The 20,303-nt window shown below is 51.8% G+C and carries 14 protein-coding genes; 5 read left to right on the forward strand and 9 right to left on the reverse strand.

Features of this window, described 5'->3' with window-relative positions; translation table 11 throughout:
- On the reverse strand, positions 1–777 hold the full coding sequence (locus tag ACSPJT_RS08535; protein WP_435895957.1) for an alpha/beta hydrolase: 777 nt from the start codon (positions 775–777) through the stop codon (positions 1–3).
- A 195-nt stretch (positions 778–972) separates the two neighbouring features.
- Between ACSPJT_RS08535 and ACSPJT_RS08540 the strand changes: the two genes are divergently transcribed.
- Both ACSPJT_RS08540 and ACSPJT_RS08545 read left to right on the forward strand, forming a co-directional pair.
- A complete protein-coding gene (locus ACSPJT_RS08540) occupies positions 973–1,845 on the forward strand; it encodes a D-hexose-6-phosphate mutarotase (protein ID WP_435895958.1) in 873 nt (290 codons plus the stop codon).
- Complete coding sequence (locus ACSPJT_RS08545) at positions 1,842–2,504, forward strand: HAD family hydrolase (RefSeq protein WP_435895959.1); 663 nt, start codon at positions 1,842–1,844, stop codon at positions 2,502–2,504. Before ACSPJT_RS08540 ends, ACSPJT_RS08545 begins: the two co-directional genes overlap by 4 nt.
- A gap of 25 nt (positions 2,505–2,529) precedes the next feature.
- Here ACSPJT_RS08545 and ACSPJT_RS08550 read toward each other — a convergent pair whose 3' ends face one another.
- The 3 genes from ACSPJT_RS08550 to ACSPJT_RS08560 form a co-directional block, all read right to left on the reverse strand.
- Positions 2,530–4,659: a CAP domain-containing protein gene (locus tag ACSPJT_RS08550; protein ID WP_435895960.1), complete on the reverse strand. Its 2,130-nt coding sequence runs from the start codon at positions 4,657–4,659 to the stop codon at positions 2,530–2,532.
- Between the two features lie 95 nt (positions 4,660–4,754).
- Positions 4,755–6,884 carry a hypothetical protein gene (locus tag ACSPJT_RS08555; protein ID WP_435895961.1) on the reverse strand — a complete coding sequence of 710 codons (2,130 nt, stop codon included), beginning with the start codon at positions 6,882–6,884 and terminating at the stop codon, positions 4,755–4,757.
- Between the two features lie 169 nt (positions 6,885–7,053).
- On the reverse strand, positions 7,054–9,849 hold the full coding sequence (locus ACSPJT_RS08560) for a phosphoenolpyruvate carboxylase (RefSeq protein ID WP_435895962.1): 2,796 nt from the start codon (positions 9,847–9,849) through the stop codon (positions 7,054–7,056).
- A gap of 142 nt (positions 9,850–9,991) precedes the next feature.
- On the opposite strand from ACSPJT_RS08560, the gene ACSPJT_RS08565 reads away from it, so the two are divergent.
- A complete protein-coding gene (locus ACSPJT_RS08565) occupies positions 9,992–12,004 on the forward strand; it encodes an ATP-dependent DNA helicase (RefSeq protein WP_435895963.1) in 2,013 nt (670 codons plus the stop codon).
- 6 nt (positions 12,005–12,010) lie between these two features.
- Here ACSPJT_RS08565 and ACSPJT_RS08570 read toward each other — a convergent pair whose 3' ends face one another.
- On the reverse strand, positions 12,011–12,715 hold the full coding sequence (locus ACSPJT_RS08570) for a type I 3-dehydroquinate dehydratase (RefSeq protein WP_435895964.1): 705 nt from the start codon (positions 12,713–12,715) through the stop codon (positions 12,011–12,013).
- A 155-nt stretch (positions 12,716–12,870) separates the two neighbouring features.
- Here ACSPJT_RS08570 and ACSPJT_RS08575 point away from each other — a divergent pair, with 155 nt between their 5' ends.
- Positions 12,871–14,181 (forward strand): homoserine dehydrogenase, encoded by a 1,311-nt coding sequence (locus ACSPJT_RS08575; RefSeq protein WP_435895965.1) that lies wholly within the window; start codon positions 12,871–12,873, stop codon positions 14,179–14,181.
- Between the two features lie 28 nt (positions 14,182–14,209).
- Here ACSPJT_RS08575 and ACSPJT_RS08580 read toward each other — a convergent pair whose 3' ends face one another.
- A complete protein-coding gene (locus tag ACSPJT_RS08580; protein ID WP_435895966.1) occupies positions 14,210–15,397 on the reverse strand; it encodes a cysteine desulfurase family protein in 1,188 nt (395 codons plus the stop codon).
- Between the two features lie 60 nt (positions 15,398–15,457).
- Positions 15,458–15,835 (reverse strand): septal ring lytic transglycosylase RlpA family protein, encoded by a 378-nt coding sequence (locus ACSPJT_RS08585; RefSeq protein ID WP_435895967.1) that lies wholly within the window; start codon positions 15,833–15,835, stop codon positions 15,458–15,460.
- 414 nt (positions 15,836–16,249) lie between these two features.
- Here ACSPJT_RS08585 and ACSPJT_RS08590 point away from each other — a divergent pair, with 414 nt between their 5' ends.
- Positions 16,250–17,155: a mechanosensitive ion channel family protein gene (locus ACSPJT_RS08590; RefSeq protein WP_435895968.1), complete on the forward strand. Its 906-nt coding sequence runs from the start codon at positions 16,250–16,252 to the stop codon at positions 17,153–17,155.
- A 115-nt stretch (positions 17,156–17,270) separates the two neighbouring features.
- Here ACSPJT_RS08590 and ACSPJT_RS08595 read toward each other — a convergent pair whose 3' ends face one another.
- Together ACSPJT_RS08595 and ACSPJT_RS08600 are read right to left on the reverse strand one after the other, a co-directional pair.
- On the reverse strand, positions 17,271–17,852 hold the full coding sequence (locus ACSPJT_RS08595) for a polysaccharide biosynthesis/export family protein (protein WP_435895969.1): 582 nt from the start codon (positions 17,850–17,852) through the stop codon (positions 17,271–17,273).
- 146 nt (positions 17,853–17,998) lie between these two features.
- Positions 17,999–20,143 (reverse strand): GumC family protein, encoded by a 2,145-nt coding sequence (locus ACSPJT_RS08600; RefSeq protein ID WP_435895970.1) that lies wholly within the window; start codon positions 20,141–20,143, stop codon positions 17,999–18,001.
- Positions 20,144–20,303 lie beyond the last annotated feature (160 nt).

A 20,303-nucleotide genomic window follows, 5' to 3' on the forward strand; every position in this document is an offset into this window, starting at 1 on the left:
TCATCGAGGAGCCAACTCGCGGTCGAGGAAATCGATCGCCTTGCCCACTGCCTGACTTTGGAAAAGGAAGGTAGTGACGTGCCCCCTGCCCTTGACCCAGTAGACTTCATGACGGATTCCATTTTTCGCTAACTCCTTCGCCATGCGGATTGTGTGTAGCGGTATCACGATGCCATCACTGGCACCGTGATAAAGAAACATTGGAGGACCATTTTTCCGGACGTTGTAAAGTGGGGATGCGGCTCGGTAGTCGTCAGGATAATCATGGATTTCACCGCGAAGGTAAACCTTCACCACATCTTCATCGGCTAACAGTGACATATCGTGCGGGGTAGCTCCTGCCACGATAGCTCCCACTTTCATACCAGTCGAAGAGTCCTGCATGCCTACGATTTCCGCCAATTGACCTCCGGCGGAGTAGCCGAATAGCCCCACTCGCTGGAGGTCGACATTTAGTTCCTCTGCGTGATCCTGCAACCAGACCAATGCTTGACGTAAATCATCGGCTGGCTCTGGGAAAAACCATTCAGGAATCATGCGATAGGTTACATTCATCACCAAATAACCTCTGCGAGCCAACCTTCTGGCAATCGCACTCATCTGGTAGCGATCATCGCCGAGCGCCCAACTTCCGCCATGGACTAACAAAATTGCCGGTGTTGGTTTGTCCGCCTTCGGTTTGTAAATGTTCGCAGGCAGCTTCTCTGGCCAATCGGCTGGGGTGTAGATGACGTCCTTGGTCACCTGGTAAGAATGTCTTTCACCTTGATGTTTCAAACTCAACGAAGTTCCGCAACTTGTACAGATAAGCACACAACCTAACAAAGCGACGAGCCGGTAAATTGATCGCGGCTTAGGCAATAGCTCTTCGGGATTCAGCATCACGCTAATACCAGCAATAATTACGATTCTTGCCAAGCGCCGCCCACCTTTTTCTTGCCACTTGCCCGTTCTCCCCTACTTCTGGGTCCCGTGCAGACGATCAATCAGCTGGCAGAAGAATTCGAGTGCCAAAACGAAGTTTGGTTCGAGGAACTGGCCACTGGGTATCCGGTGGTGCGGATTCAAAATGCCCATGCAAAGGCAAGTATTGCACTCCACGGGGCGCACTTGATCGATTATTGTCAGACTGACGGGAAACCGCTCATCTACACCAGCAGTGCTGCGGTTTTCCGAGAGGGCAAGGCAATCAGAGGAGGCATCCCCATCTGCTGGCCATGGTTCTCCGCTCATCCAGAAAAATCACCATCCCATGGATACGCGAGGATATCGTTTTGGAGACTGGAGAATGTGGTGTGTGAGTCCAACAGAACCAGCCTAACATTTTCACTGCCAGCCAAGAATGACACGGGACTATCCGCACGTATGGAGTTTGTGATTGGGAAAACGCTGCAACTCACATTGACCACGACTAATGATGGGGAAAGCGACCTAAGCTTCAGCGAGGCGCTACACAGCTACTTCACAGTTACCGACAGCAGAAAGACCCATGTCCTCGGTCTTGACGGCTGCAGCTATATTGACACCGTAGGAACAGAAAGCATCGGTACACAGAACGGCCCCCTCCGCTTTCCTGACGAGATCGACCAAATTTACACGACTTCCGAGGACGTCATCATTGAAGATCTGGTGACACAACAACGTGTTCACCTCACCAAAACCAATAGTAAAAATACCATCACTTGGAACCCCGGCATCGAAAAAGGGAGTTCCATGGACGACTTGGCCAATGATGAAATCCATGACTTTGTCTGCGTAGAAGCAGGCAACGTACGCGACCACAGCATCACCATTCCCCCGGGAGAATCCCATTCAATTTCACTCACCATATCCACCAATCCATGAATCCAGATTTCCAACAAGCACTCACTAAAGCCAAAGCCGTACTCTTCGATTTCGATGGAGTAATCCTCGACTCCGAGTGGCCGATTTATCAATCGTGGAAAAAACTCTTCGCCCGTGAGGGATTCGATCTGGCACCGGATATCTACGTCAAATGCATCGGCAGTGACTTTGATACTTGGTCACCAGAAAAATATCTGGAAGACCTCAGTGGTAGAACGTTCGACTGGAAGCAGGAAAACTCAGCACGCCAAGTGGAAATACTACGCGATCTCGAAGGCTGCCCGGCCATGCCAGGCGTCGAAGCATTCATCGAATCACTCTCGAAAAATGATGATATTTCCACAGCTGTTGTCTCCAGCTCATCACATCATTGGGTGGATGGATGGATCGACAAACTCAATCTCACAAAACACTTTGAGACAACTGTCTGCCGCGGCGACGCCCCAAGGATCAAACCCGCACCAGACCTCTATCTTGAAGCCGCCCTTCGATTGAAGGTTGAGCCTAAAGACTGCATTGTCATCGAAGACTCGATGAACGGCATGCTCTCTGCCCATGAAGCAGGTATGAGTGTCCTAGCGGTGCCAAACAGACTAACAAGTGTACTGGATTTCAGCAATGCCAACTGGCAGGTGGAGTCACTAACAGAACTCTCTTAAACAGCCCCTAAGTGGGTTGTTTAGTCTACGGGTTTTTAGTGATTTTGTGGCGGATAAAGATGTGGGTATTCACTCCACGAGACACGGTGAATTGATGATTTCCGCCACTTCCGGTATCAGTGATAGGATCCCAGTCGACCATATCAGTAGACCATTCCGCACCATAAGTGATTCCAGTGATACCGCTCGGCTCACTATAGCCGAAAGACACGCTACTCGCGGTGACGATTGGTTGGGGAATCGAAGTGCTCGGTGTTGAGGAAGTGGGAACAAAACCAAAGGCATATTCCACTCCATTGGAAATTCCGTCACCATCGTGATCGCCGGAAAAGCCACCGGTGACCTGCGGATATTCGTCGATGACCCATGCATCGTAGCCGGTGGGGGCCTGTGCGGTGACGGATTTCGTGGGGCCATAGTCAAACCAGCGACAGCCAATGTTTGCCCTCACACGCATCAAATAAGTGGAGCCTTCCACTAAAGTTGACCCTGCTGTGGTGGAGTTTAATTCAAAAGAAGTAGCCGTCCCTGCAAGCTCGGTGGTGGTAATACCTGCGAGATACGTCGAATTAGTGACCGTGATATCATCAATAAAAAACCCATGACTACTGCCCGATCCTTGAGTGATACTACTGCCATTACCTTTCATAATGAAACGAATGCGAATGATTTCACCTTCATAGGCGGAGAGATTGATACTCCGGCTGATCCATGTCGGATCCCAGTTGCCACTACTCAATCCCGCTCCATTTCGACTCCAAACGTTAGTCCACGTTCCTCCTCCGTCGGTGGACACCTCTGCTTCCAGAGTAGTCGTAGTGGTAGCGAATCTGCCACGATCATAAAATTTCAGTTGGCTGCTTGATGTAGGTAAAATGTCGCGGGTAACAATAAAGGCCTGGTCCGAGAAAACTCCGCTCGGATGTGTTAGATGAAACGACTTCGAGCCAGTGCGAGCAAAACTGTTGGATCTTAAATCATAGCCAGGTGAAGTCTGATCAATGATCTGAGGCGTAGGACTATCCTCGGCGCTCTCTGTCCACGCTGCGGCGCTGGCCGTTGACACCTGAAGTTCATATGAATCAGCTTGTTCCAGACTATTGAAAGTAAAAGTCTGCCCTGAAGTCGGAGGTGTCATTGTCCCAGTGATAGCAACCTGTTCAGACACGATGTTCGGGTTAAACAAATTGACGGTGTAGCTGTAGGTGGATGGGCCGCCACCTCCGATACCTGATACCGTCACGGTGTATGGAGTATCTGCAATCACATCGTCAGGTATCCCAACTGGTTCCCAAACAATGGTGTTATCCCCTACTCCGGAAGCAGATCTGGAAACGATGCTCAGTGGGACATTTGAACCATTCTGGCTCATCGTTACAGAAGCGCTGGAAAAACTTGCTCCGGGATAAGACAGCGACCACCTGTCTGGTCTCAAACTTACAGGCGAGTAGCCAGCATTCGGCCATGCCACGAAGGTTGGCGTCGGTGCGGGTTTAAAATTTCCAATCACCCACAAACTATTCGCAGGTAGACGACTGGCATCGCCGGGAACATCGCCTGTTCCCATTTCCTGGGCACGCGAATAGAGAATCCAACGACGGTGCCCAACGATGATATTATTATCTCCATCATCGAACATATATCGATCAATAGAAAAAGGTCCATAACTGCCTAAAGCCAAGTTTGATGCCGCAGCAGCGTTTCTTCCATTCACTGTGTAACAAGCCCACGATGTGCCAGGATTATGACTAAGAGCCCTCTGAGCCGACATCATCAGCGCAGCTTCTTGAGCGTGGGCTGACTTAGTTGCATCAAACGAAATATCTGCCGGGAGACCCACCAAGGCACGATAAAGGTTCACCCGCCGCAGGGTGTCATCTTTGAATGTTGGTGAGGTGGTTCCTGCGTTGCACGAGGCGTAATTCCCCGTCCATGCAATATTAGCAGCGTAGTTCTCCGAGGCTGGGTAAACACAGTTATAGAAAGCCAAGACATCGCGGCGGTTATTGGTGTCTACGATAAACCCATCGAGCGCCGAAGCGTCATCCGTGCCTGGTTCCCATGCGTGAACCGAACTTAACAACGCCAACGCAACAACTCCCGTGAGATACGCAGCTTTAATCCAGTTTCGAGTAAAGTGAGGTGTGTGATTCATCCCTTTACCAATATGAACCGCGAACTAGTATCGGTCAAAGGGAATTCCGAGCCGAGAAAATGGCCTCCCCATTCGTGTGGGGAGCCATGAATTTGCTAGCGTCCTTTTCGTCTGCGCTCTTTGGTCTCGCGTTCTCTGTCTTCCCGCTGCTTGGACTCTTCGGCTGCTCTCTTGCGACTGGCTTCCTCGGCAGCTCTTTTCTGACGTTCTTGTTGTTCACGGGCACGTTCCTGTCTTTCACGCTCCTCATTGGCACGGCGACGAGCTTGCTCAGCTCTCTCTCGTTCTGCCTTTTCACGGATGGCCCGTTCTCTGGCTGCTTTTTCTCGCTCCGCACGTTCGCGGGCTGCTTTTTCCCGTTCGGCACGTTCGCGAGCTGCTTTGGCTTTTTCTGCCATCTCCTTAGCTCGACGCTCTTTCTCAGCGCGTTCACGTGCGGCTCGTTCCTGGACTGCCTTTTCACGGGCTGCTCGTTCGGCACGCTCTTTCGCTTCCTTGGCACGCTCGTTCATTTCTTTTTCACGGCGCTCTCTAGCTGCTCGCTCACTGGCCTCCTTGGCTCTTTCCTGATCCTTACGTCGTTTGTCCATGTCCTCGTTCCCACGAGGTTTGGCCGGCTGATGTCTACGGGCGGTTTCTTCTTTTTCACGACGAGCACGCTCTTCAGTGGCTTTGTTACGCTCTGCTTGTTCTCTGGCTCGTTTCGCTTCTTCTGCCTTCTTGCGCTCTTCTTGTTTGGCCCGTAGGTCCTCGATAAACTTGCGGCGTTCTGCCTCCTTGGCACTTTCCTTAGTTTCGGGTTTGGTGTCCGGTTTGCGGTCAGTCCTTTCTCTGCGGCCACGCTCCATGGCCTCTTTTCTACGCTCGGCTTCGGATCTCTCGCGGGAAGCTTTCTCGCGTTCAGCGAGTTCGCGCGCACGTTTGGCGGCTTCAGCTTTTTTTTGCTCTTCCTGTCGTGCTCGCAGAGCTTCCGAGTATTTGCCTCGGGCGTCATCTTTGGTCATGTCTTTGGAGCCAGGTTTCCTGTCGCCACGGTCATTTCGATCACCTCTGTCACGACTGTTCGCGTCACGACCACGCTCGGTAGCGGCCTCGCGCTCCTTCCGCTCTGCGACCAAACGCTCCAATTCCTTGCGGCGTTTTTCCAAATCCTCGCGGATGCGTTCAGCCTCGGAACTACGACCAGAATCTGCACGCCGATCCCTGCCATCGCGCCCTGCTTGATCACGGTCACGATCTGAGCTTCCCCTTGAGTCACGGCCCCGATCATTGGATGCCGTATTTTTCCCGGATCTAGCTCTGTAGGCTCTGGCCCGTTCTTCACGGAGTTTCTTTTCACGGAGCCAGCGCTGCTGCACTTCGCTCTGATTAGACACTGCCTGTCTGCGGCGGGCTTCTTCAAGCTGCTGCCATCCCTGGCGTTGGCGGGCTTCACGCAACTTGCGCTCACGCTCTAGGCGCGCACGTTCGCGGCTGGCATGCAGGCGTCTGTATCGATCGCGTAGAGCCGCTATTTCTCTCTCTCGTTCTCTGGCGGCTCGCCATTCACGCTCTAGCTGTGCCTGGCGACGATGCCAGTCGCCATGACGGTGTGCATGATCGATCCGGCTATGCCTTTCATAGGCCAAGCGAGCCCTCAGAATGGTCAGGAAAATAGCACGACTATTGGCCTCACAGCGAGCCTCCTCCTCAGCATATGCTCGCTCACGGGCAACGTCTTCCTGATACCAATCATAAGCAACGTAGGCATTGTAATCGATCTGCTCTGCCAGTGGCGGCTGGTATTCTGGAAAGTATTCTTCCTGATCAGGAAAATACTCGGGGAACTCTTCAACAACTGGTGCTCCTCCATCGACAACGACTGGTGGCACAACCGGGTCTTCTTCGATCTCGACGGCTTTGACAGGTGGTGCCTCGGCTGCTTCTGCGGCGGCCAGTTCATCGAGCCGTTTTTGCTCGGCGATTTGATCAAGTAATTCGCGCTCCTTGGCTTCGAGTTCTTTAATTCTAGCTTCTTGGAACTGGCGTTGTTTTTCCTCAAGCTCCCTGATGCGAGATGCCTGATCCGCGATCAGTTTGTCCTGTTCAGAAGTGTCAGCAACCTCGGAGCGGGAATCCTGCTGAGAAGTGTCCTTTTGCTCGTTCGCCGTGGTGCTTGGTTTATCGCAAGCTGAAAACAACAGCGACACTGATGACGCGGCGATGATGGAGGTGTATTTTTTCATGATAAATGGAGTTTGGTATGTACTCTACAACCTATTCGACGGTTGGCGACGAATATTCATTCAATTTATCAGCGCACTACCCAAATAGGATCGCGCGCCCAGACACCCTTTCGAAAGTCTGGCGCATTTAGCTAACCCCTACCACAGGGAAGTATTTTTCGGATAACACCTAACCTGTGGTGCGCAGGCCACTGGCGATCGCATTCACCGAGTACTGCAAGGCATTCAACAAAGTGGCCTGCAGTGCTGAATCTCCTTTTTCCTGCGCAGCCCGCCAATCTGCCAAAAGACTGACCTGCTGCTCGTGAAGAAGGCGGAGAGGCAGATCTCGCATTTCAAGAGTCCGCAGCATACGTGGTCGGCGTTCGGCGAAGGAGGATCCGAAAATGCAATTGATCATTTCCTCCGTGCGTTTGAATTCGGCTACGATCATTCCGTGCAAGCGATCACGAAGCTCCTCATCCGGCACCAATTTGGAATAGGCCGTCATCAGATCGAGATCCGCGCTTACCAAGTTTGTTTCTACGTTGGTAAGAAGATAGCGAAGGAATGGCTCCTTGTGAATCAAGTCGGAGAGTGCCGTAAAGTCTTCAGGTTTTTCCGACTTCAGTTTCTCCAATGCCGTTCCGACACCAAACCAGCCCGGCATGTAGTAACGTGCTTGAGTCCAGCTAAATACCCATGGGATGGCGCGAAGATCATCGAGCGAGGCAGTGCCGGTGCGGCGTGACGGACGAGACCCGAAGCAACCATGCTCCAAGGCATCGATGGGTGTTGCTGTTCGGAAGAATGGAATGAAACCTGGATCTTCTAACAGCGTCCGGTAATAAGCACGACTTTCCGTGGAAAGCCACTCCATGATTTCTTGGTAGTGTTCTCCGCCAAGGTCAGCCGCCGCTCCGTCTTTGGTTTTCAATTTAGTGTTAGAAATACTGACACCGGTCACACCTGCCAAAAGCAGCTCCAAATTATACGCTGCATTCGCATGGTGTGCATACTTTCGCGGAATCACTTCTCCCTGTTCGGTGACGCGCATGGCACCACTCAGACTACCAGCTGGTAGAGAGCGAAGGAACCACTGAACTGGACCAGCACCACGACTGATGGTGCCGCCACGACCGTGGAAAAACTCACAGTTGGCACCAGCCGCGTAACAAGCGTTGGTGATTTCTGTTTGCGCCTTTTGCAGTGACCACTGACCGGAAAGCAAACCACTATCCTTGTTAGAGTCACTATAGCCTACCATCACAGGCATGCAGTCAAGGCCGCTGGGGACTTTACGCAGATAGTGTTTTCCTGCTGGCAGGGAGAGATATGATTTCACCATGCTGCCGGCGCGGTCGAGGTCATCCCCTGTTTCGAAAAGTGGACAGACAGGCATGCGGCTGACCCAGAAGCCATCTTTGTAGTCGGCCATCAAACCCTCGCGGGCGAAAAGGTGCACAAGAAGCATGTCTGAAACTTGGCGAGTCATGCTGACCACATAAGGGCCGAGACACACGCTGCCATGAGCGCGGACGTGTCTGCGGAGAACACCGAAGCAGTCCATGACCTTGCCGGCTTCACTTTCGGAATTGCTTCTCCACGGTGGGAAGAGGCGCTCGTTTTGCAGCTCTTCCATCAGATAAGAAATACGTTTTTCTTCCGGCCAATCTGCGTAGTTCTCGCCATCCTCGACACCGGCGATGGTAAGCATCTGGGAGGCGGCGTTATCGTGGAAAGCGGAGTTCTGACGAATGTCCAGAGTGGCCAGATGGAAGCCGAAGATTTCGGCGAGGCGACGTAGTGGATGTATCACACTGCGCGCAGTGTGATCGGCTCCAATTTTCCGAAGACCCGCATCTAACAAATCAAGATCAGCCACGTAGTCGGACACTTGATGATATCCTTCCTCACTCATCATGAACTCGCGCATGAGGTAGGTCAGACAGCGCCACGGTTCACGGGGGTTTGATTCCGCAATGCGTTTACCATCAGCACCCAACTGCTCAGTGAGCTCATTGATACGGTCCGTTAGATCGGTAGGAATGTGGGATTCCTCCGGTGAAAGTGTCAACACATTGGCGGCGGAGCGGAGTTCACGCTCGTGGATGTGCAGGGCGTGTTTGTGCAGTCGACGCAAGGTATCCTCGGTGACGTCTGCGGTGACCAGCGGGTGGCCATCGCGGTCTCCCCCCACCCAAGTGCCGAAGCAGAGTTTGGGGTAGGCGCCGGATTTACGAAGTTTCTCCACGTCCCAGCCAGCGCATTTCCAAGCAGATTCCAGCGAGGTGTCGAGACGGGCGATGACGTTAGGATAGACTTCGCGCAGGTAGTAAATGATGTTGCGAAGTTCACCGATAAGGCTTGGACGCGAGGCGTGGATCTCTCCTGTGTGCCAGAGAGTTTCCAGAGTCACGTTGATGGACTCGTAAACGGTTTCGAGTGTTTCCGGATCGTCAATATTCCTGTCCCATTTCACGAGATCTTTGTAAAGAGCCAGGTGGCGTTCACGCACGGTAGGGCGCTTGGCCTCTGTAGGGTGAGCAGTGAGGACGGGAGTCACGGCCACGGTGGGGAGAATTTCCAATACTTCATTCTCTGTGAATCCCTGCTTTTTCAATCGGCTCAGAACCTGAGCGAACATTCCCTGCTCGGAATCAAGGCCTTGTTCACGGCGTCGGCGACTCCGAATTTTCAAAGATGTTCTTTCCTCGACCATGTTGAGAATCTCAAAACAGATCGCTTGAAGCTGCGCGGTGACAGCAGCCTCGTCCGGCTCCTTGGCACGGTCCCTGATGTCTTTGCCGCGCCAAGGAATGCTGTCAGAAAGATGGGAAACATTGCCCAAAAGACCCGAAAGCATGTCCATGAGGATCCGGAGACGATCCTCCAACTCGCCGAAACCTTCAAGTCGGTAGTCTCGGTTAGCGCTGCGAAGTTGCTCTGAGGATGCTGAGGAGGTGGTTGATTGATCTGTGCTCATGGAAAACGGGCTCTTTGTAGCTCGGCTTCATCTTCAATGAGTGCACTGGTGTAGTCCAGAAAGAATCAAAATCAGTTAAGTCATGGAATTGGTGCTTGGTAGTTGTAGATGTTCAAATGATGTCGTAATACAGTGCCGGACGATGATCGGATTTGCAGAACAAGGAGCCGTGCCCGGTGTGCTGAAGCAGGAAATGGAAACGATGTTTTCCACGACAGGCGGGCTATCGGCGTCTCCTGATTTTGAGTTTCGTCCTGAGCAGCAAGCAATGGCGATGCACGTTGCCGAGGCGCTCGAAGATCGCCATGTTCTGTGTGCCGAAGCTGGAACAGGTGTGGGAAAGTCTCTCGCCTACCTCATTCCTGCTGCCAAATATGCTCTTGAGAGTGGTCGTAAGGCGGTCATTTCCACGCACACGATCAACTTGCAGGAGCAGTTGATCAGTAAAGACATCCCCTTGGCTAACAAGATTCTCGGCGGAGGGCTTAAAGCAGCTCTGTTAAAAGGTCGGGGCAACTACGTCTGCCCATTGAGACTACGCCGCGCTATGGACCAGACAGGCGATCTCTTCAGCACCAGTGAGGGCGAAGAACTCAAGGCGATCTGGGACTGGGCGGAGGGAACCAACGATGGCACAAAGAGCGACTTGGATTTCCAACCCTCTGCCAAAGTATGGAGCCAAGTCTGTAGCGAGGGAAGCGTCTGCACATTGCGGACCTGCGGAAGGAATGGGAATTGTTTCTATCAGAAAGCTCGCAAGCAAATGGAAGAGGCCCACATCGTGGTGCTGAACCACACCTTGTTCTTCTCACTGTTTGCGCTCGGTGAACTAGCTGACGACGACTGCGGCTATCTTTTCCCGGATGATTTCGTCATCTTCGATGAGGCTCATACCTTGGAACATGTGGCTGCCGTGCAGTTAGGGTTACGGCAGAGCCACGCTGGACTGAAATTTGACATTCAACGGCTATACAATCCGAAGAACCGTAAAGGACTTCTACGTGCCCTGCGCCATGCAGGATCAATGAAAGCAGCTGAACGCGCCCTTGAAGCTGCGGATGAATTTTATGACAACATCGCCAGTCAGGTGACTTTCGGAAAATTCAGCAAGGAGTGTCGCGTGCGCAATCCGGACTTTGTGGAAAACACCATAGCCGAGCCGCTTCGCCAACTGTGGACCGAAGTTGAAAATTGCGCCGATGCCTTGGAGAAAGATTCCACAACTCGCAGTGAACTCATGGATGGTGCCCGGCGCATGCGCGAGATCCACGCCGGCATCCGGATTTTTCTCGATCAAGAGGATGATGATAGCGTGTATTGGGTGGAGAAAGGTGGTCGTGAGGGTGATCTCCTCAGCATCCACGCCGCACCTGTTAGGGTGGCGGATCGACTTCGCCGAATGATGTTCGGCCCAGATCGAACATGCATCATGACCAGCGCTACGCTTGGCACCGGAGATGATGAGCTAACCTATTTCAGGAAACGCATCGGTGCGGAGAATTCAGTGGCGGTAAAAATAGGCAGTCCTTTCAATTACAAGGAGCAGATGAAGATCTACGTCATCAAATCGATGCCTGATCCCACGAGTAACGATTACGAGAAGGCACTGATCCACTGGATTGGCCGTGTGCTCAAATACACTGAAGGCAAAGCCTTCGTCCTGTTTACCAGTTACCGTCTGATGCGCAGTGTGGCGGAGGCTATGGAGGACTTCTTTTTCGATAACGACTGGCGGCTGTTAGTCCAGGGCGATGGGACACCGCGTCACAAGATGGTGGAAATTTTCCGCAAAGATATTAATAGCGTATTGTTCGGCACCGACAGCTTCTGGGCCGGTGTAGACGTTCCAGGAGAAGCGCTCTCCAATGTCATCGTCACTCGACTTCCCTTTGCTGTTCCAGACCACCCTTTGGTAGCATCACGCCTCGAAGCAATCGAAGCAGAAGGTGGCAACTCGTTTGTTGATTATTCGGTTCCAGAAGCGGTGTTAAAACTTCGCCAAGGAGTGGGCCGCCTAATCCGAACGAAGAAAGACAGCGGCATGGTTGTTTTGTTAGACAACCGAGTGGTCACAAAACCCTACGGAAAGACTTTCCTGAACGCGATGCCTGACGCCCCCGTCAAAGTGGTGAACCAACCCGCAGAGGATAAGTAGCTGCAATCAGGACCAAACAATGGGATCCAGTGCCGCGATAGCATCCTTCAACATTTTCGCGGGCCATTGACCGGGAGCGGTAGGTTCATCACCTAAATATCCATAGTTCAGCAGTGAACCATGCTGTGCGTAGAGCAATCGTGAGACTGCGCCTAACTGTCCCATGCCCATGAACGACATCGGGTGATCGTTTCTTTTCAGCAGTCTGGTGCAGCGGGCGAAGTCTTCAACTCCGTGATGCATTACTGCGAGTTTTATGATATCCGCCTCTTCCGCGAGATCGATCGTCCTCTGCAACGCGAACTCTTCCGGCGTCTCTTCAAAATTATGATACGATAGAATCAACCCGACCTCCTTCATTCGTATGCGATGGATGGCGTCATGCATGTCATCATACGATGCTAGTTCAACATCGATCCACGTCGCTCGATCTGCGACAGAAAGGAGAAGCTCTGATCTTTCCTCAGTAGACAGTGCCATCAAACCGCCCTCGTTGGCAGCACGCGCCGTGAATAAGAGTGGGATTTCTGTAAATCGGTCGAGTTCAATTTGTAGCGCCTCCTCATGACCGGCCATGCCATCGAGACGGATTTCGAGCAGATCACACTGCTGTGGCAGCTCGATCGGCTGCAAGCACGCCAAGTGATTCAGGGTGGCAACGGAACCAACCACCAAAGGTTTGTTTGGAATAGTCACTTGGCGTTCTGTCATGACGTTGCATTACTCCCACATCCAGCCATGATCTGTCAATGCCTACCGCTGCCCGACGAGTCATTTCCGAGCTTTCCGAAAACATGTATCACTTTGCTCTTTTTAGAACCGCCACCCTGCGGCAAAAGGGGCGTGGCCAGTAAGCCACGCAAATTATGAATAAAACTCTCGGTATAGGACTCGCAGGATTTGGCACCGTAGGAACCGGTGTCTGGGAAACTCTCGAGCGGAACTTTGATCTCATTTCCAAGCGCACAGGCGTGTGTGTCGAGATTAAGCGCATCGCAGTGCGCGATCCCAAAAAGACCCGACTCGAAAATGTACCGACCGAAAAGTTCACCACCGACTGGCTCGAGGTAGTCAATGATCCTGAGGTAGACATCGTTGTGGAGCTCATCGGGGGCACCACCACCGCCTACGACATCGTCGCCTCGGCACTCAGCGCGGGTAAACCTGTAGTGACAGGAAACAAAGCTCTACTCGCTGAACGTGGCAAAGAACTTTTCAGCCTGTCACTTGAAAAAAACACACCCATCCATTTCGAGGCAGCGGTTGCCGGAGGCATTCCCATCATCAAGACCGTGCAGGACTCATTTGTAGGAAACCGGATCCAATCGATGGCCGGCATCATCAATGGCACATCCAACTATATCCTCCAGCGTATGACAGAAGCCGGCCTCGGCTATGAGGAAGCTCTCGGTGAAGCGCAGAAACTCGGTTACGCAGAGGCCGATCCCACTCTCGACGTCAACGGCTGGGATGCCGCCCACAAGGCAATTCTGTTAGCTACATTGGCCTATGGATTCACTATCGATCCAAGTAAGGTCTACGTGCGCGGTATTGAACGTGTGAGGGCCACAGATATTGAATTCGCCAAGCGTCTCGGTTTTGTAGTCAAACTTCTCTGCGTTGTTCGCGAACATGAGGACGGCACTATCGAGCTCCGCACCCAACCTTCATTCATTCCCCGCAGCCATGTGCTTTCCAGCGTCAACGGTGTGTTCAATGCCGTCGCTGTCAAAGGCGATGCCGCGGGTGAATCCCTCTTTTACGGTAGAGGTGCTGGTAAAGACCCTACAGCCTCATCAGTGGTGGCTGACATCGTCGAAGCCGCGCGAGGTCTGGAAGATGGACAGGAAGGACACCGCGGATTTTTACCTTACAAGGATGAGGGGAAACTGATGGCCATCGAAGATACCAAAACGCCATACTATGTGCGCTTTGACGTCACTGATGAACCGGGTGTTGTGGCAAAAATTGCCAATGAACTCGCCAATGCGGGTATCGGGATTTCAGGAACACACTCACCCGTAAATGCGGATGATCCAGATGCCGATTTTGTCGACATGGTATTCCAGCTGCACACGTGCCGCTTCGGCCTACTCAAGGACACTCTGAAAACAATCGAAGCGCTCAGCTGTGTTAATTCACGTCCGGTCGTGTTCCGGATTGAAAACCTGGCTTAGCGGACACCTAATTCGTCGCGAAGGGCGGTTAGTTGCCTGTATACACCTGAACCGGACCAACTCCGGGGCCGCCTTGCACGCTGCGAAGTTTTCCGACGGCTTTTTTCACCGCCTCCACAGCAACATCGCACTCATCACGAGTGCTGAAGATCGAGAATGAGATTCGGAGGCTGCTCTTTGCACTGAGAGCCGAGATGCCCATCGCAGTCTGAACGTGAGACGGCTGTTGTTTTCCTGTCATACAGGCACTGCCAGCGGAGCATTGCACCCCGTATTCATCTAACAAAATAAGTAATCCTGCCGCCTCGCAGCCGTCAAAGGATACATGACAGGTATTCGCCGTGCGATATTCAGGGGCTCCATTGATTCGAACTCCCTCGAGCTCAGAGGTCACACGTTTTTCAAAATGATCACGCAGCTCTGCAACACCTGCGTGCCCGTCGGCATCGAGTCGCTTTTTCATGATTTCGGCCGCTTTACCCAAACCTACAATGGATGCCACATTCTCAGTGCCGCTTCTCCGCCCGCCCTCTTGACCGCCACCTATCAGCAGGGGCTCGTATCGCATACCCTCTCGGACATAAATAGCACCCACCCCCTTGGGAGCGTGAAATTTATGGCCGGAGATCGATAAGAAATCGATCCCAACTTCACGCACATCCACCGGCGTCTTTCCAACCGCTTGAATAGCATCGCTGTGCATGATTACGCCATGGTCTCGGGCAAGAGCCGCGGCCTCATGCACCGGCTGGATCACGCCGGTTTCATTATTAGCCCACATGATGGAAGCCATTAGGCAGTCCTCTTGCTGAACGGCTTCCTTGAACTGATCCAAACAAAGCCGCCCGCCTGCATCCACACCGACCTTGTCGACGATGATGTCGTTTTTCTCTGAAATCGACTCACAGTAGCGCAGTATCGCGCTATGTTCGATGGCACTCGTGACAATGCGGCGTTTGTCATTGGCCTGAGATGCCATAAATGCCAGCACAGCATTATTCGACTCCGTTCCACAGCCTGTCATGACAATCTCTTCGGGCTTGGCATTAATCAATGCTGCCACCTGCTCATGCGCAGTTGCCAATGCATTTTTAACCACCTTGGCGGCTCGGTAGCCACTGGAGGGGTTGTGCCAATGATCCGTTAGAAACGGTAACATCGCCTCCAACACCTCTGGGTGCACTTGAGTGGTAGCGTTCGAGTCGAGATAGATCATGCCGATTTGTAACCCCAGCTGTCGGTGATCGCAAGGATAAGGCAGCCGCAGCACTCCTCTCTACCACCAGAACCAGGAACGCTTGGCCTTTCGCTTATATTTCCCGTCTCCCACACTGACAACCTCCACTCTCACGCGTGTTAAACCTTTGTCTTTAAAACCGAGCTTTGATGCTGCACGAGGAGTGACATCAATGACCCGACCGGGGATAAACGGTCCTCGGTCGTTAACACGCATTTTCAGGGATTTCCCATTGGCCAGATTAGTGACCTTGACGACGCAGGGTAAGGGCAGTGTTTTATGTGCTGCCGAGATATGCCACGGCATCACTTTCTCACCGAGCGACGTATTTCCCCGCTTGAGGCCGAAGAATTTACTCTCGTTATACCACGAGCCAATTCCTTCCTCTTTGTGATGAATAGCCTGGTCCACTGACATAGGATGATACCTTTCACCTCTGATCGTATAGGGGCTCTGCATGTAACCGCGATATCCGCCACCACAGGAAACCAACACTGCGGCACCTAGAATAATGAGTAAACAACACGCCGAACGAATCATGGAATTATACTAGGCAAAAGGATGCCGAAGGAGAATGGTAAAGTTTTGCGCCGTGCACAGTTCTTGACCTGCCTTCGTAGTGAGTTTATAAGCGCCGTGCCCTCATAAAACCAATCTGATCCCGTCATGACCCGCACATCCATCGAAGCCTGCGCCAAAGCCTTTGTCGTCGTTCTTTTCATCCTGTTTGTCTACTCAGTTTACCGCGTCTGCGGTATGATTGGCTGGGTTTAAGTCACATAGTTGAATGGCAGTCTTGTGGACTGTCACCCGCGTGTGCTATGCATCAGCATGCATTCAGACACGTGCTTTTTCACGGTGGAGCTTACTGCCGATTTTTTGGCCGCTTGGACAGATTACTCCACTTGGGTATCTTGGTCTGAAAATGTTTGGTATCAGACGGGTACCGCAATTGTAGGAGCTCTGATCATCCATCTGGTCATCCATCGCTTCATTCTGCGAGGATTGGATCGGGTGGCCGCAGCGACGGAAAATGATCTAGATGACCGACTCGTTCATTTTCTTCGGAGCTTTTACAAACTCGTTCTGATATTCGCGTTGTTTCTCGTGGTTCTCAACATCCACGGGATCGAAATCACACCACTACTGGCCAGTGCTGGTATCGCGGGGATAGCTCTGGGTCTGGCTGCCAAGGAAACCCTCGCCGATATCCTATCAGGCGTTTTCCTGATCACGGATCGGCCTATTCGGGTCGGTGATCGGGTGAAAATTGATAAAATCGGAGCCCACTGGGGAGCATGGGGAGATGTCCTGGATATAGGCCTGCGACGAACATGTATTCGCAACACGGACGGAGTAGCCGTTAACTATCCAAACAATCTGCTGGCGAACTCGGTCATTACCAATTTTTCACATGAGAAAACGGGCTCCATGCGGGTTCGAGTAAGATTTCAAGTCAACCATGACAGTGACATCGACCAAGTCTGTGACGTCGCCTCCCGTGCGATACAAGAAACCGAGCGGGTGCTGCCGGACACGGCTGAGGTCGTTGTTCGCTCCCTGTGGCACGACGACGGTGGACACATGAACTCCGGCATCTTGGTCGAAGGCCGATACCGCATCCCCGACATACGGGAGCGCACTCGAATCAGATCCAAGGTGCTTAAGAATATCCTTCGCAGATTCAAAGAAGCTGACATCAAACTAGCCTCCCCGACCATCCGACTGGGTGAATAGAGCCTGAGCATATTGGAGAGAAGCCGTCGAGCTTGCCTGGTGAATGCTCACACTCTTACAAAAAAAATACCGATGGCATGGACTGCCATCGGTAAGTGTAAATATGGTCTACCTTTTAGTTCCCGAATGCAGTTTTCTGCGGAACGTTAATGGTATCATGTGGGTAAACTTTCACCCGCATGTGGGTTGAGTTTCTGAGGTCATAGATCCACTTTTTACCATTGCGGTGTAGCTCCACACGTTTGATGGAACCAAAAGCAGTTTCTCCGCCAGCAGCCGAAACCGCTTGGAACAATGTCATGCCGCGAGTGTAAGGCTTCTGACCAGGAGATTTGACAAATCCACCCACACTGATCAATTGCTGATCAATATTTGAGGCCGCTGTGTCCTTACGAGAAACCACGGTGATACGTGGGTTCTGATACATTTCTGCGGAGCGGTAAGCACTCTCGATACTACGGGCCAACGCTGAGCTAGAGAGACCACTGGCGCGAATTCCACCTTTGAGCAGTGGCAAATAGATTTGGCCGTCGGGGCTGACAACATATTCCCCGCTGATCCGAGTTTGCTCCGTCGCAGGCACTCCTTTGATGGTAATGGAAAGAATTTCCTTCGTTGAGATTTGCGCCAGTGCGGTGCCTGACCACAGGGTCGCTGCCATTGTGGCCAGTGCCATGAATTTTGATAATGTTTTCATATAGGATTGGGTTTTGTTAATTGTGAAGCTCGGGGAGGGGTTTTGCCAGTGGTCACCTTGATTGATCACCACTGGAACAACGGGGCTAAAACCATACAGTGGACAGACTCAATGTCAAATCAGGTATTTAGCCCACGGGATTCTGTTTAATAGAGATCCTCGTCTTCCTTAGCAGCTTTGCTCGGTGCTGCACCTTTTGGAGCCGATGGAGTGTTCTGCTGGATCTCTTCGCCGCTAGTAGGTGCGTAGTAGGTGTAGTAGCTGGTGTAGTACTGGTATTGGTTGTCACTGCGCACGTCGACGTTGTTGAGAACCACACCTATGACGTGACCTCCGACATTTTCCACAGCTTGCTTCACGCGAAGCAGCATGTTCCGTGGAAGTTTACGGTGCTGAACAACGATCATGGTCAGATCAACTTCACTGGCGAGAACAGATGCATCACTGACACCGAGAATCGGTGGGGAGTCCACCAAGACCAGGTCAAAGCGCTGCTTAACATCCTGAATCAACTCTGACATGCGGCGAGAGTTGAGAATACCCGCTGCATCCGCAGGAAGAATCCCTGATGGCATGAAGTAGAGGTTATCCACTGGGGTCTGCAAGATCACATCCTCCAGGAGCAGATCAGTGGTCAGGTAGTTGGTGAGACCCACTGAGTTGTTAATGTCAAAGAAGGTATGCAAACGTGGACGACGAAGGTCAGCGTCAATCATCAGGGTTGTGTAACCACCTTGGGCACAGATGTAGGCCAAGTTGACGAGTGTTGTTGATTTACCTTCACCCGCACCACCGGAGACCACGGTGATTGAGTTATCCTCTGGGTTTTTGCGGTTGAACTCAATATTGGTTCGCAGAATTCGATAAGCCTCTGCATCCGGGCTCATGCCACTTTGTTTGTGCAGAACTCCCACGTCCTTGGGAATCACAGCGAGCACTGGCACGTTCAAGAAACGCTCCACGTCTTCCAGACTCTTCACAGAGGTATCGAGATATTCCAAACAGAAGGCAATACCGACACCGAAGATCAAACCGACAACAGCACCCAGAGCCAAGTTAAGCGGAACATTCGGGCTTACTGGTGTGTCCTCAATCTGGGGCACTTGGTGAACGATGATACTTGTAGGAGGCATGATGAGTTTAGTTTTCTCAATATCATACTTCACCTCCATCTGATCTTTGATGCTCTGAGCGGTTTGATACTCTTTACGAGCAATGTTGAACTCTTGGAATTGGCGGGCTTGCTCAGTGCCTCGATCTTGTTGCTCATTGAGAACGTCCTTCATCTTTTCGACGCGTCCCTCAATTTGAGTCAGCTTGTATTTCAAATTGTCTCTGACGTTAATCGCCCGTTTTTTCAAACTCTCCTGAAGCTCAGAGATCATGGTCTTGCGAGCTACGATGTCCGGGTGTTGACTACCTAAGCCTTGCGCAGCCAATACTTGCAGGTCACGCTTGGCCTCAACATACTGCATGTAGTTTTCCTTGAAACCAACGTCCGGAAGATCCGCGGCGACACTAACAAGCTCATCATTATCCAGAGTTAACAATTTGTTGATTTGGAATGAGAGTTGTTCCTTTTCACGCTTGGCCTCGTAGAGCTGCTTCTCGGCAAGATCACGCAGTTCCATTTTACCGCCGAAGGTTTCACCTCCGCGCTCGTTTTCCAACCAAATCACACCCACTTTTTCAGCGATGTCCATCAGGCGTTTGCGCATTTCGGCAACCCGATCGCTTTTATTCTGAAGTTCAACCTGGATGGCTTTAAGCTGATTTTTTCTCAGACCTAATTCCAAATCATTCCGACGAACTTCATAAGCTTGGTAAACAGCCTCGGCCACAGCTTTGGCATCCTCTCTGTCACGGTGTCGGACTGAGATTTCGATCAGGTCAGTGCCACGACGCTGACTCGTTCTAACAATTGAGCGCAGAATCTTCAGAACAGTCTTACGATCCTCACCCCATCGTGTTTCTAACTGTTTTTTGTCAATAGCCAACTCAAGGGTAGCAGGTGCTACAATGATCTCGAACTGAGTGTTCATGAACTGCTGCGTCATGACTGCACCAGTTCCAGAACTACGACTGAGAGTAGGGTCAACATCAACAATAGGCTTCACCTCTACCAGTGCCGAGCTCTCGTATTTTTTAGGCATCACATAGGTGATGACGGCAGCTGTTAGGAAAACCAACAGGAATGTTAGAAGGATTACACCATAACGGTTTTTGAGAACCTGCCAATAATCGATGGCGTGCAATGAGGCTTCGTTTTGATTGATGTTTTGCTGTTGCATTTTCAGTAATCTACTGGGCTGGGTTCAAGGCATTCGCTACTTACGAATTCCAAGAGAGGCCGGAAGTGGCCGAGTTGGCTCTTTGTCTACGAGAACTTAGGATTTGTAAATCAAAAAGCCGTCGCAATGTAAGACATTGCGACGGCTGATATGTTCGGAT

It is taken from the genome of Oceaniferula spumae (genome assembly GCF_042849255.1).
Lineage (GTDB): Bacteria > Verrucomicrobiota > Verrucomicrobiia > Verrucomicrobiales > Akkermansiaceae > Oceaniferula > Oceaniferula spumae.